We start from the raw sequence: 14,122 nt of genomic DNA, 5'->3' as shown, positions 1-14,122 counted from the left end.
ATGAGGAAAAGCGGGGTCGTTCGATCCCGCTTTTTTCTATGCGTTCTGCACAATCCGGGCTGAGAGAAGGCTGAGACGATCATCCACGAATTCAGTCTCAACCGATTTCAACTGTAGATGGCGCGGATATCGGGGCTCGGCCCGGTCGTTCAGGATCGGTGCATCCCATCCATCTGTGGTGGCAAAGAAACGATCTGCACCCTTTTCACCAAATGCGCGCAGGTATCCCTGCACGACCACATCAATGTAACTCAGTAGCAATGGGTGGTGATTGCTTGGAGCGCTGTGCCCGTCAGGAGACACAGCGTAGACGGCAATCTCGACCTCGTGCTTTATAGGGTGCGTGACGGATTGTGTAGCGGGAATTCGGCTATAGGCCCACTCCCGTTCGTCTAGCGCGATCCAATCATTTTTCGGCACATGTGCAATCATGCCTTCTATCTCGGATGCGGGGTCTGGTACCGCAGTCAGAAAGGCGACCGGTCGCAGGTCAGTGTGCCGCCATGCGCGCCGCCAGCCTTTGAGACGGGCAGGATGCGGATCGGGAAAGTCGTGGGTCGAAAGGTTCACAAGGCTGCCGTAGCCAAAGAAATAGGGATCTGCCATGTGCCCACACGTCCTTTCCTGACGATTGATGTATGTCAAACCGCTTTTTGACCAGACATGCAATAAGTCTGCATCTTGAAACTCGGGAGGTCACGATGCGGATAACCAAACGAACGAACATTGCGGTACGGCTGCTGATGTATTGTGCAGCGCATCAGGATAGGCTGGTTACCAAGTCCGAGATTGCCGAAGTCTGCAATATTTCCGAGAACCATCTGGCACAGGTCATCAATCAGCTCAGCCAGTTGGACTATCTAAGCACTCAGCGCGGTCGTAACGGCGGTATGGTACTAGCTCGGCCGGCCGAACAGATCCGTATCGGATCGGTGTTTCGCCACGTCGAAGGCAACTTGCCGCTGGCCGAGTGTTTTGCGGATGCCGACAACACCTGCCCATTGACGGATGCATGTCGTTTGCGGATGGCGCTTCAGGACGCGGCTGAGGTCTTCTATGCCTCACTGGACGAGATTACGTTAGACGCCCTGATCTGCGACAACGATCCTTTGCTGCAGATCCTGCAACCGGTTGCCTGCGCGCGCGCAGGTTAATCGCTGGCACGCAGGATGCGGGCAGGGCGGACGGCCAGGGGTCGCAGGGCAAAGATCAGCCCCGCGCCAAGCGTCACGATGATGCCCGCCAGAACAATTCCGATTGCGGACGGCCAGATCACAGAGAATTTCGTGTCGAAAATATAGGTGGCGACGGCCCACCCACCCAAAATGCCGGTCAGAAGGGCAACGCCACCTGCGGCCGCACCCAACAGCGCGGCGCGCAGGGCAAAGCTGAACAGGATGCGTCGCCGATCCGCGCCCAGAGTCTTGAGGATCGCGGCCTCGTATCGGCGGGCGGGTTCCCCGGCCGCGGCAGCACCGATGAGGACCAAGAAGCCGGTCAGCAGAGAAATACCCGCGCCGTATGACGTTGCCGCTGCGATGCCTGCCAGCAGGCCCGAGACCCGATCAATCGCATCGCGAACGCGGATCGCCGTTATGTTGGGGAACTTCCCGGCCAAATCGCGCAGAATTACAGTTTCGGCCTGTTCTTCGGCGTAGACCGTCGCGATGAAGCTGTGCGGGGCACCTGCAAGGGCCGATGGGTTCATGGACATGATAAAGCCCATACCTGCGTTTGAGAAATCAACCTCGCGCGTTGATGTAAGTTCTGCGGTAATGTCCCGGCCCAAAATATTCACGGTCAATTGGTCGCCGAGTTTAAGGCCCATTTCTTCCGCCTCCTCGGCTGCGAAACTCACCTGCGGGGTACCGGTATAGTCTTCGGCCCACCATTCGCCCGAGGTTATGCGCGCGTTATCAGGTGGCCGGACGGAATAGGTGATGCCCCGGTCGCCATCCAGTACCCAATGATCGCCTGCCACTTCGCGGGCGGGCTTGTCGTTGATCTGCGTTATGATCCCGCGCAGCATCGGTGCGCTTTCGATCCGGCTGACGCCGGGGTCGGTGGTCAACCTGTCATTAAATCCCGGCATCTGGTCCTTCTGGATGTCGACGAAGAAGTAAGACGGGGCAACGTCCGGCAAGTTGCCGGAAATTGCATTGCGCAAGGTGCCGTCGATCTGTCCAACGGCCGCCAGAACCGAAAGCCCAAGACCCAGAGATAGTACAACGGATGCAGCGCCCTCTCGCGGGTCGGAAATGGCCGACAAGGCCCACCGAAGGGCCGGACGCCCGCGCGCTGATGGGGCGCTGAGCCGAGCCAGCCGGCGCACCGCATAGGCCGCAGCGGACAGCAGCAGCAACGCGCCCACCAACCCTCCGGCGGTCCAGAACGTCAGGCGCGCCGAGCCGCTGAACCAGGCGGCTGATGCGATCAGCAGCGCGAGGCCGGAACCAGTTGCGATGAGGTATACCCCTCGTGGAACCGCACGCGCCGAGGTCAGAGCATCCCGAAACAGCGTCGCTGCGCGGACGTCTTCGGTGCGGGCAAGGGGCCAGAGCGTGAACAGAAAGGCCGTCAGTAAGCCGTACAACGCTGCTTCGGCAAGCGGTGCCGGATAAAATGAGAAAACCGCGGGTACAGGCAGTCGGGCTTCAATCAAGGGGGCCAGCAGCAGCGGCAGCAACCCGCCCAAGGCAAGGCCCAGCAAGATCCCGATCCCCGACAGGACACCGATCTGGATCATATAAGTTTGGAATATCGTCGCTTTGTCAGCGCCCAGTGTGCGCAGAGTGGCGATGGTCTCTGTCTTTTGGGACAGATAGGCGCGCACGGCTGCGGAAACTCCGATGCCGCCGACTGCAAGGCCGGACAACCCGACCAGAACCAGAAATGCGCTGAGCCGCCCGACAAATTCGGCAATGCCGGGCGCACCGTTGCGCGCGTCGGTCCAGCGCATACCGGTACCCTCAAAATTCTGACGCGCTTCTACCGCTAGATATTGCAGATCGGTTCCTGATGGCAGGGCCAGGCGGTATTTGGTGGAAAACAGAGTTCCCGGGGCCAACAGGCCGGATGCTTGCAAATCTTCGGTCCGCACCAGCGTGCGAGGGCCCAGACCAAAGCCATCTGCCGCCCCGTCCGGTTCATGGATCAATGCGGCGGTCAGGATAAATTCTTGCGTCCCCAGTGCAAAGCGATCTCCGACGGAAAGACCCAGTCGATCAATCAGTGACGGATCCATTACCGCGCCGGGAAGACCTTGATGTGTCCCTAAAGCCACCGACAGGGGCATTGCAGGCTTCAAAACCGGAGACCCCAATAACGGGTAGGTGTCGTCGACTGATTTAACCTGTGTCAGCGCGCGTTGCGTTTCAGCGCCCTGATCAGCAACGGCCATTGAGCGAAAATCGACCACTTCAGAGACAGCTGTCCCGGTCTGGTCCATCCAGGCGCGTTCGTCATGTGTGGCAAATCGGTAGGTGAATTCCAGTTGCGCATCCCCGCCCAACAGGGCCGCGCCTTCTTCGGCCAATCCAGCTTGGATCGCGTGGCGCACCGATCCAACTGCTGCGATTGCGGCGACACCCAGCGCAAGACACGCGAGGAAAACGCGAAACCCATGCAGCCCGCCCCGAAGTTCACGGCGTGCCAGACGCCCGGCCAGCCGAAAGCTCATTCCGCAGCCTTTTGCTGGCTGTCTTCCGAAATTCGCCCGTCGCGCAAGCGTACAACCCGATCGCACTTGCGCGCCAGACTATGACTGTGGGTTACAAGCACCAGAGTGGCGCCGTGTTTGTCGCGCAGGCCGAACAATAAATCGACGATAGCCGCGCCGTTCGTTTCGTCCAGATTTCCTGTCGGTTCATCCGCCAGCAAAATTTGCGGACGCGGCGCGGCGGCCCGGGCCAGCGCAACGCGTTGTTGTTCGCCGCCCGACAATTGCGCCGGATAATGATCGCGGCGGTGCGACAGGCCAACCGCGTCAAGTTCTGCCGCAGCGCGTTGAAACGCATCCTTGTGTCCGGCCAATTCCAGCGGCGTGGCCACATTTTCCAGGGCGGTCATTGTTGGGATCAGATGAAAGTTCTGAAAGACGACCCCCATCGCATTGCGTCTGAAACGGGCCAGAGAATCCTCATCCATGCCAGTCAGATCCTGGCCAAGGGCTGTGATCTTGCCCGCGCTTGCCTGTTCCAACCCGCCCATCAGCATCAACAGCGAGGATTTGCCGGACCCGGACGGTCCGACAAGCCCAAGCGTTTCGCCTTTGGCGACGGTCAGGGTAATATCGTGCAGGATATTGACCCGGCCGGCATTGCCATCCAGCGACAAAGCGGCATTTTGGAGCGAAAGAACTGGTGTCGTCATAAGTACGTCCAAAAGGAGACGGTCATTTTGGGATATGGAGTTGTTCAAAAAATGCGCAAGGCTCTGATGGCTTTACTGTTTGCGTGTTGCGGCTTTGCCGCCACAGCGGAACCGTTGGTCATCGCGGCCCTCGGGGACTCGCTGACACAAGGATACGGGCTGCCGGAACAGGACGGGTTCGTACCACAGTTGGATCAATGGCTGAAGGATCAGGGCGCAGACGTGCAATTGATCAATGCCGGAGTTTCCGGGGATACGACAGCTGGCGGCGCGGCCCGTGTGGATTGGACGCTTACACCTGACGTGGACGCGATGATCGTAACGCTGGGCGGCAACGATCTGCTGCGCGGTATCGACCCGGCTGTCTCGCGCGCGCACCTTGAGACAATCGTAACCTCCGCCCGGGCGGCGGAGGTTGAGGTGTTGCTGATCGGAATGCAGGCACCGGGGAATTACGGGGTCGATTACAAGCAGGCCTTTGATGCGATGTACCCGGATCTGGCCAAGGCATATCAGCTTGTGTTTGCGGAAAGCTTTTTTGAAGGGTTGCAGCCAAACGGCGACCCGAGCGCAGTCCGGCAGTTCATGCAACCGGACGGAATTCACCCCAACAAAGAAGGCGTGGCGCGGATTGTAGCAGCGCTTGGGCCTTACGTGCTGGAGCTGGTCGAAACCTCGACCAAGCAGGATTGAGAAGATGCCCGGGCGATTTTTTCTGACACGGCCAATGTCTGAGATCGCCCAGTTTTTGAATGTCCAGTGTGACGTGGACCCACAGCCGCCGCGAAGGAACATTCAACCGGGTCAGGAACTGATCGTTCTGACTACCCAAGGTCTGACGCCCATGCGTTGGGGCATGATCCCGGTTGGGCGCGTCAATGCGCGCGGTCGACCGGTGATGGAAACCATAATCAACGCCCGATCCGAAACCGTCTTTGACAAAACCGCCTTCGATGGCGTTGGCCGAGCCGTTGTTCCAGTCGACGGGTGGTACGAGTGGATAGGCGAAAAACGTCGAAAAACAGCATGGCGCATCGCCTCGGCGGATGGCTCACCTCTGTTCTTCGCTGCGATCACCGACAGTTGGCAGGCTCCGGGCGGTCTGCGGGTTGACCAGTTTGCAGCTGTGACCTGCCCACCTAATGCTGATCTGGAGCCGATACACCATCGAATGGGCGTCCTGCTGCAACCTGCCGACATTCAGACATGGGTTACAGGAACCGAGGACGACGCCAAGGCTCTGGCGCAACCTTGGCCGGACGGGTTGTTGCAGATCGAAGAGGCGACGGACGTAGACTGGTCCGGGTCGTGACCGCCTCAGACAACCGTGACCACAGTTCCCACCGGTACACGCTCATACAAGTCGATGACATGGGCGTTCAGCATCCGAATGCATCCGTTTGAGGCCGCGCGCCCGATGGTTTGCGGTTGCGTCGTGCCGTGGATACGGAAATAGGTGTCGACCCCATTCTGAAACAGGTAGAGCGCGCGTGCCCCCAGCGGGTTTCCATCTCCGCCCGGTTGAACATAATCATTGTCCTTGAACTTGGCGTAAGTCAGCGGTTCACGTTCGATCATCTCGTTCGTGGGGCGCCATGTCGGCCACTCTTTCTTGACGTCGATCGTGGCTGTGCCGGTGAATTCCAAACCTGCCTTGCCAACGCCGCACCCATAGCGGATCGCCTTGCGCGGTTCTGTGATGAGATACAGGTAGAAGGACCGTGGCGCGACCAGAAGCTGCCCCGGCAGAAATTGTTTCTTGACCCGAACGAACTGGGGCGTGGGGTCGTATTCAACGGCTTTCTTCTTGGCCGAAGCAATACCGGGTGTCAGGCCAGCGGCAGCAGATGCTGCAAGGAAAGTGCGACGTGTGAACATATCGGTTCTCTTAAGGACAACAGGAAAATCGTAAACCAGTGTCGGAATGATAACCGATCTGGTCAATCATCTGCCAAGAGTAACCGTATTGTGATGTAATCGCAGGGACACACTTGTGTTGCAGTTTTGTCCCGCGTGATGTGAAAAGGGCAGAGGTAACCTCTGCCCTTTCATGGCCTTAGGCCAGTGCGATATCGTCGGCGCTTTCGCGGCCGTCACGACCAGCGCGCAGCTCGTACGTGACTTTCTGGTTGTCGGCCAGACCGGTCAGGCCCGAACGCTCGACAGCCGAGATGTGAACGAAGATGTCTTTGCCGCCATCCTCAGGTGCGATAAAGCCAAAACCTTTGGTGGTGTTGAACCATTTTACGGTGCCTGTGGGCATATCCGTTGTCTCCTGTTTAGTGCTGCCCACGGAGTTGCGGCAGCCCGGCGTCGTTGTCTGTATCGATAGACTGAGCGCCGGAAACGGTGACAGTGGGTCGAAATAGAAAAACGTAAGCCCCATTGATATGGCATCGGGGTGGGCGTGTGACAAGGGATTTTGTGCGTTTCGTACAAGGGTTTGAGGGCCAGTTTCCCGATTTGCACAAGAATCCGCCGATGGGTTTGGCTATTGGTTCAGCGGTCTTTGATAAGGAAAGGCCATGCGATCTGTGCGCTGAGTGGGCATCTAGAAAACTCCAACCAAGCCTGTGATCAGGTTGCAGCATGAGCAATCACTGCCGCATCCGCATTCCCGGAGCCAAGTACTTTTTTGCCGCGTCTCTGGCCGATCGATTATCGGATTTGTTAGTACGCGAGTTGGAGCAATTGCGCGCGGCCTTTGTGGTGACGCGTTTGTTGTGTTGCCGGATCACCGGCACGCGGTTTGAACCTTGCCGCCGGGAGATGTGGATTATTCGACACGGTGGCGGTTGACCAAAATTCGGTTTGTACGGGGTGTCGGCGTATTCGGTCCGCGGGGCGGGTCGAAAGTTGTCGAATAGAAACGTGGGATTTGGCAACGCAGGTTTTCGGAGCACTGGATCCGTGATGAGCGAGATTTTCGTAATCACATGGCACATTGCTGGGGTAATCCTGTCAAACACGGTTTTTAGAGCTTCCAACCCATAGGCCGAATTCGTCCATACACCACGATATTCGTGCGGGTCGCGTTGATCTGGAATGGAGTGGCATCGCCACCAAAAGGGAGATTGTCGAACCGTAGGATGGGTGATTTCACCCATCACTCCTCAGCAGAACCTAAGTTTAGAACCCCGACAATCCGCAAAAGAAGCACTTAAAACTATCAGCAAAAAATAGTGCCGTAACGTCACGATAGGGGCGGTGGCATGAGCTTTAGTTCGCAAAGCCACATCACAAAAAGACTTTTTGACTGGCTGTTCAAAAATGACGCAGAACGCGGATTTCTTCCCCGTTGGCACTTGATCATTCTTTCATATGTACGCTGCACCGCTGCGGGTGGCCACTCACGGAAACACGGTCCTTGAGCCGACGTCCACCGCACGCTCGGATCGGCCCGCAGCGGAACATTGCAACGAATATTCAGTTTTAACAATTTCGAGAAACCCAACACGCACGGTGAAAGATATGTTTTTCAAGTCGATCTTAGACCACATTTTCAAATCAGCGGAGCAGGAAAATTCGGTGCCAAAAGAGCTTGCCGGGAAAACGCAAATTGCGAACTCTGGAGCGGTTAACAAAAAGGAACTGACTGTGCTTTTTGGAGATGTTCTGAACGAGAAGCAGGTTCGGAGTGGTGAAAACCAACAGCCAGTCGGCCAGTCGCAAAAGTAACTGACTTCCGTAGACTGTTGTAAGGCACAGATCGAGAACGCGCGGACAACGTGACTTGTGTTGTGAGAGGCTGAACTCCGACCGGCTGCTTAAGGCTCACAAATGGTCTGGAGAAGCTTAGAATAACAGCCGCACACGCCAGTCAAACCGTATTACCGATATCTACGTTGTCACTCATTTCAATCAGGCTATTTGAGGCCCGGAATCAAATACGTTGGTTCCGGGCTTCAATCTAAGTTCTTACCGCGCAAACTTCTTATGCTTCAACCGCTTGGGCTCCAGCGCATCCGGTCCAAGGCGGCGCTTTTTGTCCTCTTCGTAATCCTCGAAGTTGCCCTCGAACCATTCCACATGGGCATCGCCCTCGAACGCCAGAATATGCGTGCAGATCCGGTCCAGGAAAAAGCGGTCGTGCGAGATGACCACGGCGCAGCCGGCGAAATCGACCAGCGCGTCTTCCAACGCACGCAGGGTTTCGACGTCCAGATCGTTGGTTGGTTCATCGAGCAGCAGGACGTTGCCGCCCTCTTTCAGCAGGCGGGCCATGTGGACGCGGTTGCGCTCACCACCTGACAGAAGCGAGACCTTTTTCTGCTGGTCGCCGCCCTTGAAGTTGAAGGACGAGCAATAGGCGCGGGAATTGACCTGCGCATCGCCCAATTGGATGATCTCGGCACCGCCGGTGATCGCCTCCCACACAGTGTCGTTGTCTTTCAAGTCGTCGCGGGACTGGTCGACATAGGACAGTTCGACCGTGTCGCCCAGCGAGATGGTGCCGCTGTCGGGCTGTTCCTGACCGGTGAGCATCTTGAAGAGCGTTGATTTACCGGCGCCGTTGGGGCCGATGACGCCGACGATACCGCCGGGGGGCAGGGCGAAGTCCAGCCCTTCGATCAGTTGCTTGTCGCCCATATGTTTCGACAGGCCTTCGACCTCGATCACTTTGCCGCCAAGGCGCTGGCCGTTGGGGATAACGATCTGGGCGCGGGTCAGCTTTTCGCGCTCGGACTGGTCTGCCAGCTCGTTATAGGCGTTGATCCGGGCCTTGGATTTGGCCTGACGGGCCTTCTGGCCCTGACGCATCCAGTCCAGTTCACGCTGCAGGGTTTTCTGCTTGGACTTGTCCTCGCGGGCTTCCTGCTCCAGCCGTTTGGCCTTTTGTTCCAGCCATGCGGAATAGTTGCCCTCGTAAGGCAGACCCCGACCACGGTCGAGTTCAAGGATCCAGCCGGTGATGCTGTCCAGGAAATAGCGGTCGTGGGTGACGATTAGGATGGTGCCCTTGTAGTCGATCAGGTGTTGTTGCAGCCAGGCGATGGTTTCGGCGTCCAGGTGGTTGGTCGGTTCATCGAGCAGCAGCATGTCGGGGGCCTGCAGCAGCAGTTTGCAGAGCGCGACGCGGCGTTTCTCACCGCCCGAAAGGTTGGCGATGTTGGCGTCGTCGGCCGGGCAGCGCAGCGCCTCCATCGAGACGTCGATCTGGCTGTCGAGGTCCCACAGGTTCCGGCTGTCGATCTCGTCCTGCAGCTTCGCCATCTCATCAGCGGTTTCGTCGCTGTAGTTCATCGCCAGTTCGTTATAGCGATCAAGGATCGCCTTCTTTTCGGCCACGCCCAGCATGACGTTTTCACGAACGCTGAGGGTTTCATCCAGTTTCGGTTCCTGCGGCAGATAGCCGACCTTGGCACCCTCTGCGGCCCAGGCCTCGCCGGTGAAGTCCTTGTCGAGGCCCGCCATGATCTTCATCAGCGTCGATTTACCGGCGCCGTTGACGCCGACAACACCGATTTTCACACCGGGGAGGAAGCTCAGGTGGATGTTTTCAAAGCATTTCTTGCCACCGGGATAGGTCTTGGAGACACCCTGCATGTGGTAGACGTATTGATAGGCGGCCATGTCGCGTCCTCTGGGTCGGGGAAATCAGGTTGGGCGGGGTGATAGCGGATGGTTGTAGGTGTAGCAATCACTCAAAGTCAGGAAGAACAAAGGTATCGAAGCACGACGCGAGAATGTCGCGAATTACCTGAGTTGGTTCTTCGCCCTTGAAATACTCAGATGTTGCTTGATTTGTGCCTTGCGTGATGTCGTTTTCTGCTAAACCTAACGCCAATCGCCAAATATAATGGGCCTCGGTTGCGAAGGTGCTATTCCGATCTCGATCGCGAATACTGAATACTCCTATTACCTCGCTAAATCTCAGCGTCCGCAATCTCACCTTTGAAAACAGATCAGGGGCCGCTATCTTCAATACACAAAGACCAGTGAATAGGTGCAACGAAGCCGGACTTGCGGTCTTGGGGCCCGGTGAGATACTGGCCAAAGTGGCTAACCGCTCAATGTCGCGTAGACCCAATTGTGCGTGATGATCGACCAGCTTTAGGTAGTCTTGAAGCCATTCACACTTCCAAGACTGAATTAGTTCAGTTTCACTGGCGACATGATCAAAATACTTGATGTAGTTAGCAAAATTTTTGTTTCTCGGTTTTGGCCCGTTAATTGGCGCGACTACAGAAACAAATTTTTGTAGATACTTTGATGCTTCCATTTCGCTGCCGTACCGAGCATGAACGCTATTTTGTAGTTCCTTTAGGTTCGCTCCTAGGACAAAGTGCACCCCGTCCACGTTGAAGAAGTGCTTTACGATTTCAAGTAACGAAAGAGCATAATCAGGGCGACAACGATCCAGCTCATCAATCACAACGACGAGTTTTCGAGTTGGTACTTTGTCCTCGTCTGGCTCAGTCAAATCAATCAGCGCTTGACTAAAGCTCTCCATCGCAGCCCGTTTTCCTCTCTCTCTATTCCAGAAATTGGCAACGGCCCCGTCAAGCTCGCGCGAAGCTGTTTCAATCGCAGCGTCTGCCAATTCGTCCGCTTTGCTCACAAGACCCGCGGTGGCGACTGAAACCCCGGTACGAACAATTGCTCGGCCGAGGGCAGGGGCGACTCGCTTGGCTTTACTCCAAGCCATCTGAGCGGTTTTGTCATCCGTGTCTTCAAACCGTTCGGCAATCGCTCCGGTCAGTGCAATCAAAGGATCGTCAAGAAAGTCATGCACGAACGCGTCGAAATAAACGGTTTGGGTCGTGTTCCCATCACGTTTCAGATGCTCACCAACCCAACACTTCAGGAACAACGATTTGCCGGATCCCCACGCGCCGTCCAAAGCAATCACAAGTGGGTCATCGATGCGCTCGACCAGTTCCGACAGTTTGTCGCCAGTAGGTTTGCGTGAGAGTTTGTCGTGCTCGTCAAACCCATCTTCGTATAGCTTGATGTTGGGTTCGGGGATGGTCAGACGCATGTTTGGCTCCAATGCACAAATCAATCAGCGCCACTATTAGCGGCTGCCTCGGGAACAGCCAGACTGCTAGATGAGGGGAGGTGTAAAATTTTGGGAGCCTTTGATGTCCTTGAAAGATCTCATTGTCGGTTGGACGCAGCCGGGGCGTGTCGAATGGATTGGTCTGCGGCCCGAGCGGCGGATGGGGATAGTCTCTGTGGATGAGGCCATGATCTCAACCGATGGGTTGAATGGTGATCGAGGCCGCGCGGGAAAACGGGCGGTGACTCTGATCCAGCAGGAGCATCTGGCGGCGATTGGATCGTATCTCGGGCAGGGACCGGTCTCGCCCGATATCCTGCGGCGCAATCTTGTTATCTCGGGGATCAATCTGGCTGCGCTTAAGGGGCGCGAAGTGCAGGTGGGCGAGGCGATCCTACGCGTTACTGTGATCTGCGCGCCGTGTAGCCGGATGGAGGAGGCGCTGGGCAAAGGCGGCTATTCCGCCGTGCGGGGGCATGGTGGGTGGTGCGCCGAGGTGATGCGGCCGGGGCGGGTCACGTTGGGCGATGAGGTTCGACCGATTGATTGACAACGTTGTCCAGTTCTGAACATCAGCAAGGCATGGATCGTTTTAGTATTCCATACGCGCGGCCCGGGCAGGTCATTGGGCTGTTCGGAGGATCGTTTGACCCGCCGCACCAGGGGCATGTGCATGTCACGCTTGAGGCGATGAAGGCGTTTGGCCTGGATCGGGTGTGGTGGCTGGTGTCTCCGGGCAACCCTTTGAAGGCGCGGGGGCCTGCGCCGCTTGCGCAGCGAATGGCGGCGGCGCGTGGGCTGATGCAACACCCTGGGGTCGAGGTGACGGATATCGAAGCGCAGACTGGGACGCGGGCCACGGCGGATACGTTGGCCGAACTGCGGCGTCTTTATCCCAAAGTGCGGTTTGTCTGGATCATGGGCGCGGATAATCTGGCGCAGTTCCATAAGTGGAAGAATTGGCGGTTGATCATGGACAGCGTGCCTGTCGGTGTGATTGCGCGCCCCGGCGACCGGATTTCTGCGCGAATGTCCCCTGCTGCGCGGCTTTACGCCAAGTACCGCATAGATGGGCAGGCGCGGCGTCTGCTGGGGCGCGCCGATGCGCCCGCGTGGTGTTTCGTGAACGTACCGATGGTCGATGTAAGTTCCAGCCAAATCCGGGAGCGCGGTGGCTGGGGCGCTGAGGTGTTGCCGGAATAGCCCCATGCGCGCATAATCTATATCTGTGGTTGTGCGTATTTAGTCTGTGAGATTTTATTCGACTTATGACTGATCGATTTTCTCGACGTGGATTTTTAGCAGGGCTGGGGGCAGCTTTGATCCCTTCTGCTGTGCTGGCCGAGGCGCCTTTGGTCTCGTTGCGCCCTCAATTGCGAGGCGACGTACCGACCGGGGTCGAGCGACTTGTCCAAGCGGCCGGGTTACGTGGTGAGGTGGTGTTCGCGGTGGCGGATGCAACAACGGGCACGCAGCTGGAAGAGTTCAGCGGCGATCAGGGGCTGCCGCCGGCAAGCGTGGCCAAGGCGCTGACAGCTCTTTATGCGTTGGATGTCTTGGGGTCGGACTACCGGTTCGAGACCGCCCTGATGGCGGATGGACCGATCGAAAATGGTATCCTGAAAGGTGACTTGATCCTTGTGGGAGGTGGCGACCCGCTGCTGGACACCGATGCGTTGGCCAATTTGGCGGCGAATTTGCGCGAGGCTGGGATTTCCGAAGTTCAGGGTGCGTTCAAGGTTTATGAGGGGGCGCTGCCTTATGTGTTCAGTATCGATCCGGGGCAGCCGGATCATCTGGGCTATAGTCCTTCAATCAGTGGCATATCGTTGAATTTCAACCGGGTGCACTTTGAGTGGAAACGTGATGGTACCCGCTATGACGTGTCCATGGATGCGCGCAGCGCGCGGTACAAACCGTCGGTCGATGTGGCCTCTATGCAGATTGAGAAACGAAAAGCGCCTATCTACACCTATGAATCCAGCGCGCGGCAGGACCGCTGGACCGTGGCGCAAGGGGCGCTTGGTACTGGTGGGGCGCGGTGGTTGCCGGTGCGCAAGCCTGCGCTTTATGCGGGGGATGTGTTCAGGACGCTGGCGCGCGCGAATGGGATCCAATTGGGTCGCGTGCAGGTCATGCGCGAAACACCGAAGGGAACCTTGCTTGTGGTGCATCACAGTGACCCGCTGGATAGTATACTGCGCGGCATGTTGAAGTATTCGACCAACCTGACGGCTGAGATGGTTGGTATGGCGGCCTCGCAAGCGCGCGGCGCCAACTTGCAATCATTGGCGGATTCTGCGGCCGAGATGAACCGTTGGGCGACCGAGACATACGGTGTGACTGGGATCGCCATGGTGGATCACTCGGGCCTGGGTGATGCGTCCCGAATGGCACCGGGAGATTTGGTAACAGCTCTGGTTGCTGCGAAACAGGCGGGCGCATTGAAACCCTTGCTGAAAAAATTCACCCTTGCGGACAGTCAGGGACGGCCCGTTCAAGACCACCCGATCAAGGTTGATGCTAAAACCGGTACGTTGAACTTCGTATCCGGCCTTGGAGGTTTCATCACAGCGCCGGGCGGTTCCGAACTTGCCTTTGCGATTTTTACTGCAGATGTCGACCACCGTGCCACGATTCCGCGCGCGCAGCGCGAACGACCACAAGGCGCGCGAAGCTGGAACAATCGCTCGCGCAAACTCCAACGCGCACTGATCGAGCGCTGGGGGTCTATGGCCGGAAGCTAAG

Annotated in this window: 16 protein-coding genes; 8 read left to right on the top strand and 8 right to left on the bottom strand. The window is 57.4% G+C overall.

Annotated features, from left to right (window positions below; translation table 11 throughout):
• Nucleotides 1–36 precede the first annotated feature (36 nt).
• Nucleotides 37–606: a gamma-glutamylcyclotransferase family protein gene (locus AC2FI8_RS10240; protein WP_496778871.1), complete on the bottom strand. Its 570-nt coding sequence runs from the start codon at nucleotides 604–606 to the stop codon at nucleotides 37–39.
• 95 nt (nucleotides 607–701) lie between these two features.
• On the opposite strand from AC2FI8_RS10240, the gene AC2FI8_RS10235 reads away from it, so the two are divergent.
• Nucleotides 702–1,154 (top strand): RrF2 family transcriptional regulator, encoded by a 453-nt coding sequence (locus tag AC2FI8_RS10235; RefSeq protein WP_496778869.1) that lies wholly within the window; start codon nucleotides 702–704, stop codon nucleotides 1,152–1,154.
• On the opposite strand, the gene AC2FI8_RS10230 is transcribed toward AC2FI8_RS10235, so the two are convergent.
• The gene (locus AC2FI8_RS10230; protein WP_496778867.1) at nucleotides 1,151–3,679 is read right to left on the bottom strand and encodes an ABC transporter permease; all 2,529 of its coding nucleotides are present in this window, start codon (nucleotides 3,677–3,679) and stop codon (nucleotides 1,151–1,153) included. The two genes, AC2FI8_RS10235 and AC2FI8_RS10230, sit on opposite strands and share 4 nt — an antisense overlap.
• Nucleotides 3,676–4,371, bottom strand: coding sequence for an ABC transporter ATP-binding protein (locus AC2FI8_RS10225; protein ID WP_496706040.1), 696 nt, complete (start codon nucleotides 4,369–4,371; stop codon nucleotides 3,676–3,678). The genes AC2FI8_RS10230 and AC2FI8_RS10225 overlap by 4 nt, the downstream gene beginning before the upstream one ends.
• Nucleotides 4,372–4,422: 51 nt before the next feature.
• Between AC2FI8_RS10225 and AC2FI8_RS10220 the strand changes: the two genes are divergently transcribed.
• Both AC2FI8_RS10220 and AC2FI8_RS10215 read left to right on the top strand, forming a co-directional pair.
• Nucleotides 4,423–5,064, top strand: coding sequence for an arylesterase (locus AC2FI8_RS10220; RefSeq protein ID WP_496778865.1), 642 nt, complete (start codon nucleotides 4,423–4,425; stop codon nucleotides 5,062–5,064).
• A gap of 4 nt (nucleotides 5,065–5,068) precedes the next feature.
• Nucleotides 5,069–5,683 (top strand): SOS response-associated peptidase, encoded by a 615-nt coding sequence (locus tag AC2FI8_RS10215; RefSeq protein WP_496767412.1) that lies wholly within the window; start codon nucleotides 5,069–5,071, stop codon nucleotides 5,681–5,683.
• Between the two features lie 5 nt (nucleotides 5,684–5,688).
• Here AC2FI8_RS10215 and AC2FI8_RS10210 read toward each other — a convergent pair whose 3' ends face one another.
• Nucleotides 5,689–6,249, bottom strand: coding sequence for a L,D-transpeptidase (locus tag AC2FI8_RS10210; protein WP_058278724.1), 561 nt, complete (start codon nucleotides 6,247–6,249; stop codon nucleotides 5,689–5,691).
• Between the two features lie 178 nt (nucleotides 6,250–6,427).
• The gene (locus AC2FI8_RS10205; protein WP_058273677.1) at nucleotides 6,428–6,634 is read right to left on the bottom strand and encodes a cold-shock protein; all 207 of its coding nucleotides are present in this window, start codon (nucleotides 6,632–6,634) and stop codon (nucleotides 6,428–6,430) included.
• 326 nt (nucleotides 6,635–6,960) lie between these two features.
• Here AC2FI8_RS10205 and AC2FI8_RS10200 point away from each other — a divergent pair, with 326 nt between their 5' ends.
• The gene (locus AC2FI8_RS10200; protein WP_496778863.1) at nucleotides 6,961–7,170 is read left to right on the top strand and encodes a hypothetical protein; all 210 of its coding nucleotides are present in this window, start codon (nucleotides 6,961–6,963) and stop codon (nucleotides 7,168–7,170) included.
• Nucleotides 7,171–7,345: 175 nt separating this feature from the next.
• Here AC2FI8_RS10200 and AC2FI8_RS10195 read toward each other — a convergent pair whose 3' ends face one another.
• Nucleotides 7,346–7,474 (bottom strand): hypothetical protein, encoded by a 129-nt coding sequence (locus tag AC2FI8_RS10195; RefSeq protein WP_496738964.1) that lies wholly within the window; start codon nucleotides 7,472–7,474, stop codon nucleotides 7,346–7,348.
• Nucleotides 7,475–7,842: 368 nt separating this feature from the next.
• On the opposite strand from AC2FI8_RS10195, the gene AC2FI8_RS10190 reads away from it, so the two are divergent.
• On the top strand, nucleotides 7,843–8,049 hold the full coding sequence (locus AC2FI8_RS10190; protein ID WP_496738965.1) for a hypothetical protein: 207 nt from the start codon (nucleotides 7,843–7,845) through the stop codon (nucleotides 8,047–8,049).
• Nucleotides 8,050–8,289: 240 nt separating this feature from the next.
• Here the strand turns inward: AC2FI8_RS10190 and ettA are convergent, their stop codons facing one another.
• Together ettA and AC2FI8_RS10180 are read right to left on the bottom strand one after the other, a co-directional pair.
• Nucleotides 8,290–9,945 carry an energy-dependent translational throttle protein EttA gene (ettA, locus tag AC2FI8_RS10185; protein WP_282169755.1) on the bottom strand — a complete coding sequence of 552 codons (1,656 nt, stop codon included), beginning with the start codon at nucleotides 9,943–9,945 and terminating at the stop codon, nucleotides 8,290–8,292.
• Nucleotides 9,946–10,012: 67 nt separating this feature from the next.
• Complete coding sequence (locus tag AC2FI8_RS10180) at nucleotides 10,013–11,353, bottom strand: KAP family P-loop NTPase fold protein (protein WP_496778861.1); 1,341 nt, start codon at nucleotides 11,351–11,353, stop codon at nucleotides 10,013–10,015.
• 103 nt (nucleotides 11,354–11,456) lie between these two features.
• On the opposite strand from AC2FI8_RS10180, the gene AC2FI8_RS10175 reads away from it, so the two are divergent.
• From AC2FI8_RS10175 to dacB, 3 genes are all read left to right on the top strand, one after another.
• Nucleotides 11,457–11,924 (top strand): MOSC domain-containing protein, encoded by a 468-nt coding sequence (locus AC2FI8_RS10175; protein WP_496778859.1) that lies wholly within the window; start codon nucleotides 11,457–11,459, stop codon nucleotides 11,922–11,924.
• A gap of 32 nt (nucleotides 11,925–11,956) precedes the next feature.
• A complete protein-coding gene (locus tag AC2FI8_RS10170; RefSeq protein WP_496767402.1) occupies nucleotides 11,957–12,577 on the top strand; it encodes a nicotinate-nucleotide adenylyltransferase in 621 nt (206 codons plus the stop codon).
• Between the two features lie 65 nt (nucleotides 12,578–12,642).
• Complete coding sequence (gene dacB, locus AC2FI8_RS10165) at nucleotides 12,643–14,121, top strand: D-alanyl-D-alanine carboxypeptidase/D-alanyl-D-alanine endopeptidase (RefSeq protein WP_496725898.1); 1,479 nt, start codon at nucleotides 12,643–12,645, stop codon at nucleotides 14,119–14,121.
• The last annotated feature ends 1 nt before the right edge of the window (nucleotide 14,122 follow it).

Source organism: Ruegeria sp. CDSB029, from assembly GCF_059611125.1.
Note: the sequence above shows the minus strand (reverse complement) of the source record. Positions and strands in the feature narration are given on the sequence as shown.

Bases quoted from the DNA above. Each gene is read 5' to 3' on its own strand.
- AC2FI8_RS10225 (WP_496706040.1), bottom strand. From the start codon at position 4,371: ATGACGACACCAGTTCTTTCGCTCCAAAATGCCGCTTTGTCGCTGGAT.
- AC2FI8_RS10205 (WP_058273677.1), bottom strand. From the start codon at position 6,634: ATGCCCACAGGCACCGTAAAATGGTTCAACACCACCAAAGGTTTTGGC.
- AC2FI8_RS10210 (WP_058278724.1), bottom strand. From the start codon at position 6,249: ATGTTCACACGTCGCACTTTCCTTGCAGCATCTGCTGCCGCTGGCCTG.
- AC2FI8_RS10240 (WP_496778871.1), bottom strand. From the start codon at position 606: ATGGCAGATCCCTATTTCTTTGGCTACGGCAGCCTTGTGAACCTTTCG.
- dacB (WP_496725898.1), top strand. From the start codon at position 12,643: ATGACTGATCGATTTTCTCGACGTGGATTTTTAGCAGGGCTGGGGGCA.
- AC2FI8_RS10190 (WP_496738965.1), top strand. From the start codon at position 7,843: ATGTTTTTCAAGTCGATCTTAGACCACATTTTCAAATCAGCGGAGCAG.
- AC2FI8_RS10175 (WP_496778859.1), top strand. From the start codon at position 11,457: ATGTCCTTGAAAGATCTCATTGTCGGTTGGACGCAGCCGGGGCGTGTC.
- AC2FI8_RS10180 (WP_496778861.1), bottom strand. From the start codon at position 11,353: ATGCGTCTGACCATCCCCGAACCCAACATCAAGCTATACGAAGATGGG.
- AC2FI8_RS10220 (WP_496778865.1), top strand. From the start codon at position 4,423: ATGCGCAAGGCTCTGATGGCTTTACTGTTTGCGTGTTGCGGCTTTGCC.
- ettA (WP_282169755.1), bottom strand. From the start codon at position 9,945: ATGGCCGCCTATCAATACGTCTACCACATGCAGGGTGTCTCCAAGACC.
- AC2FI8_RS10235 (WP_496778869.1), top strand. From the start codon at position 702: ATGCGGATAACCAAACGAACGAACATTGCGGTACGGCTGCTGATGTAT.
- AC2FI8_RS10170 (WP_496767402.1), top strand. From the start codon at position 11,957: ATGGATCGTTTTAGTATTCCATACGCGCGGCCCGGGCAGGTCATTGGG.
- AC2FI8_RS10215 (WP_496767412.1), top strand. From the start codon at position 5,069: ATGCCCGGGCGATTTTTTCTGACACGGCCAATGTCTGAGATCGCCCAG.
- AC2FI8_RS10230 (WP_496778867.1), bottom strand. From the start codon at position 3,679: ATGAGCTTTCGGCTGGCCGGGCGTCTGGCACGCCGTGAACTTCGGGGC.
- AC2FI8_RS10200 (WP_496778863.1), top strand. From the start codon at position 6,961: ATGAGCAATCACTGCCGCATCCGCATTCCCGGAGCCAAGTACTTTTTT.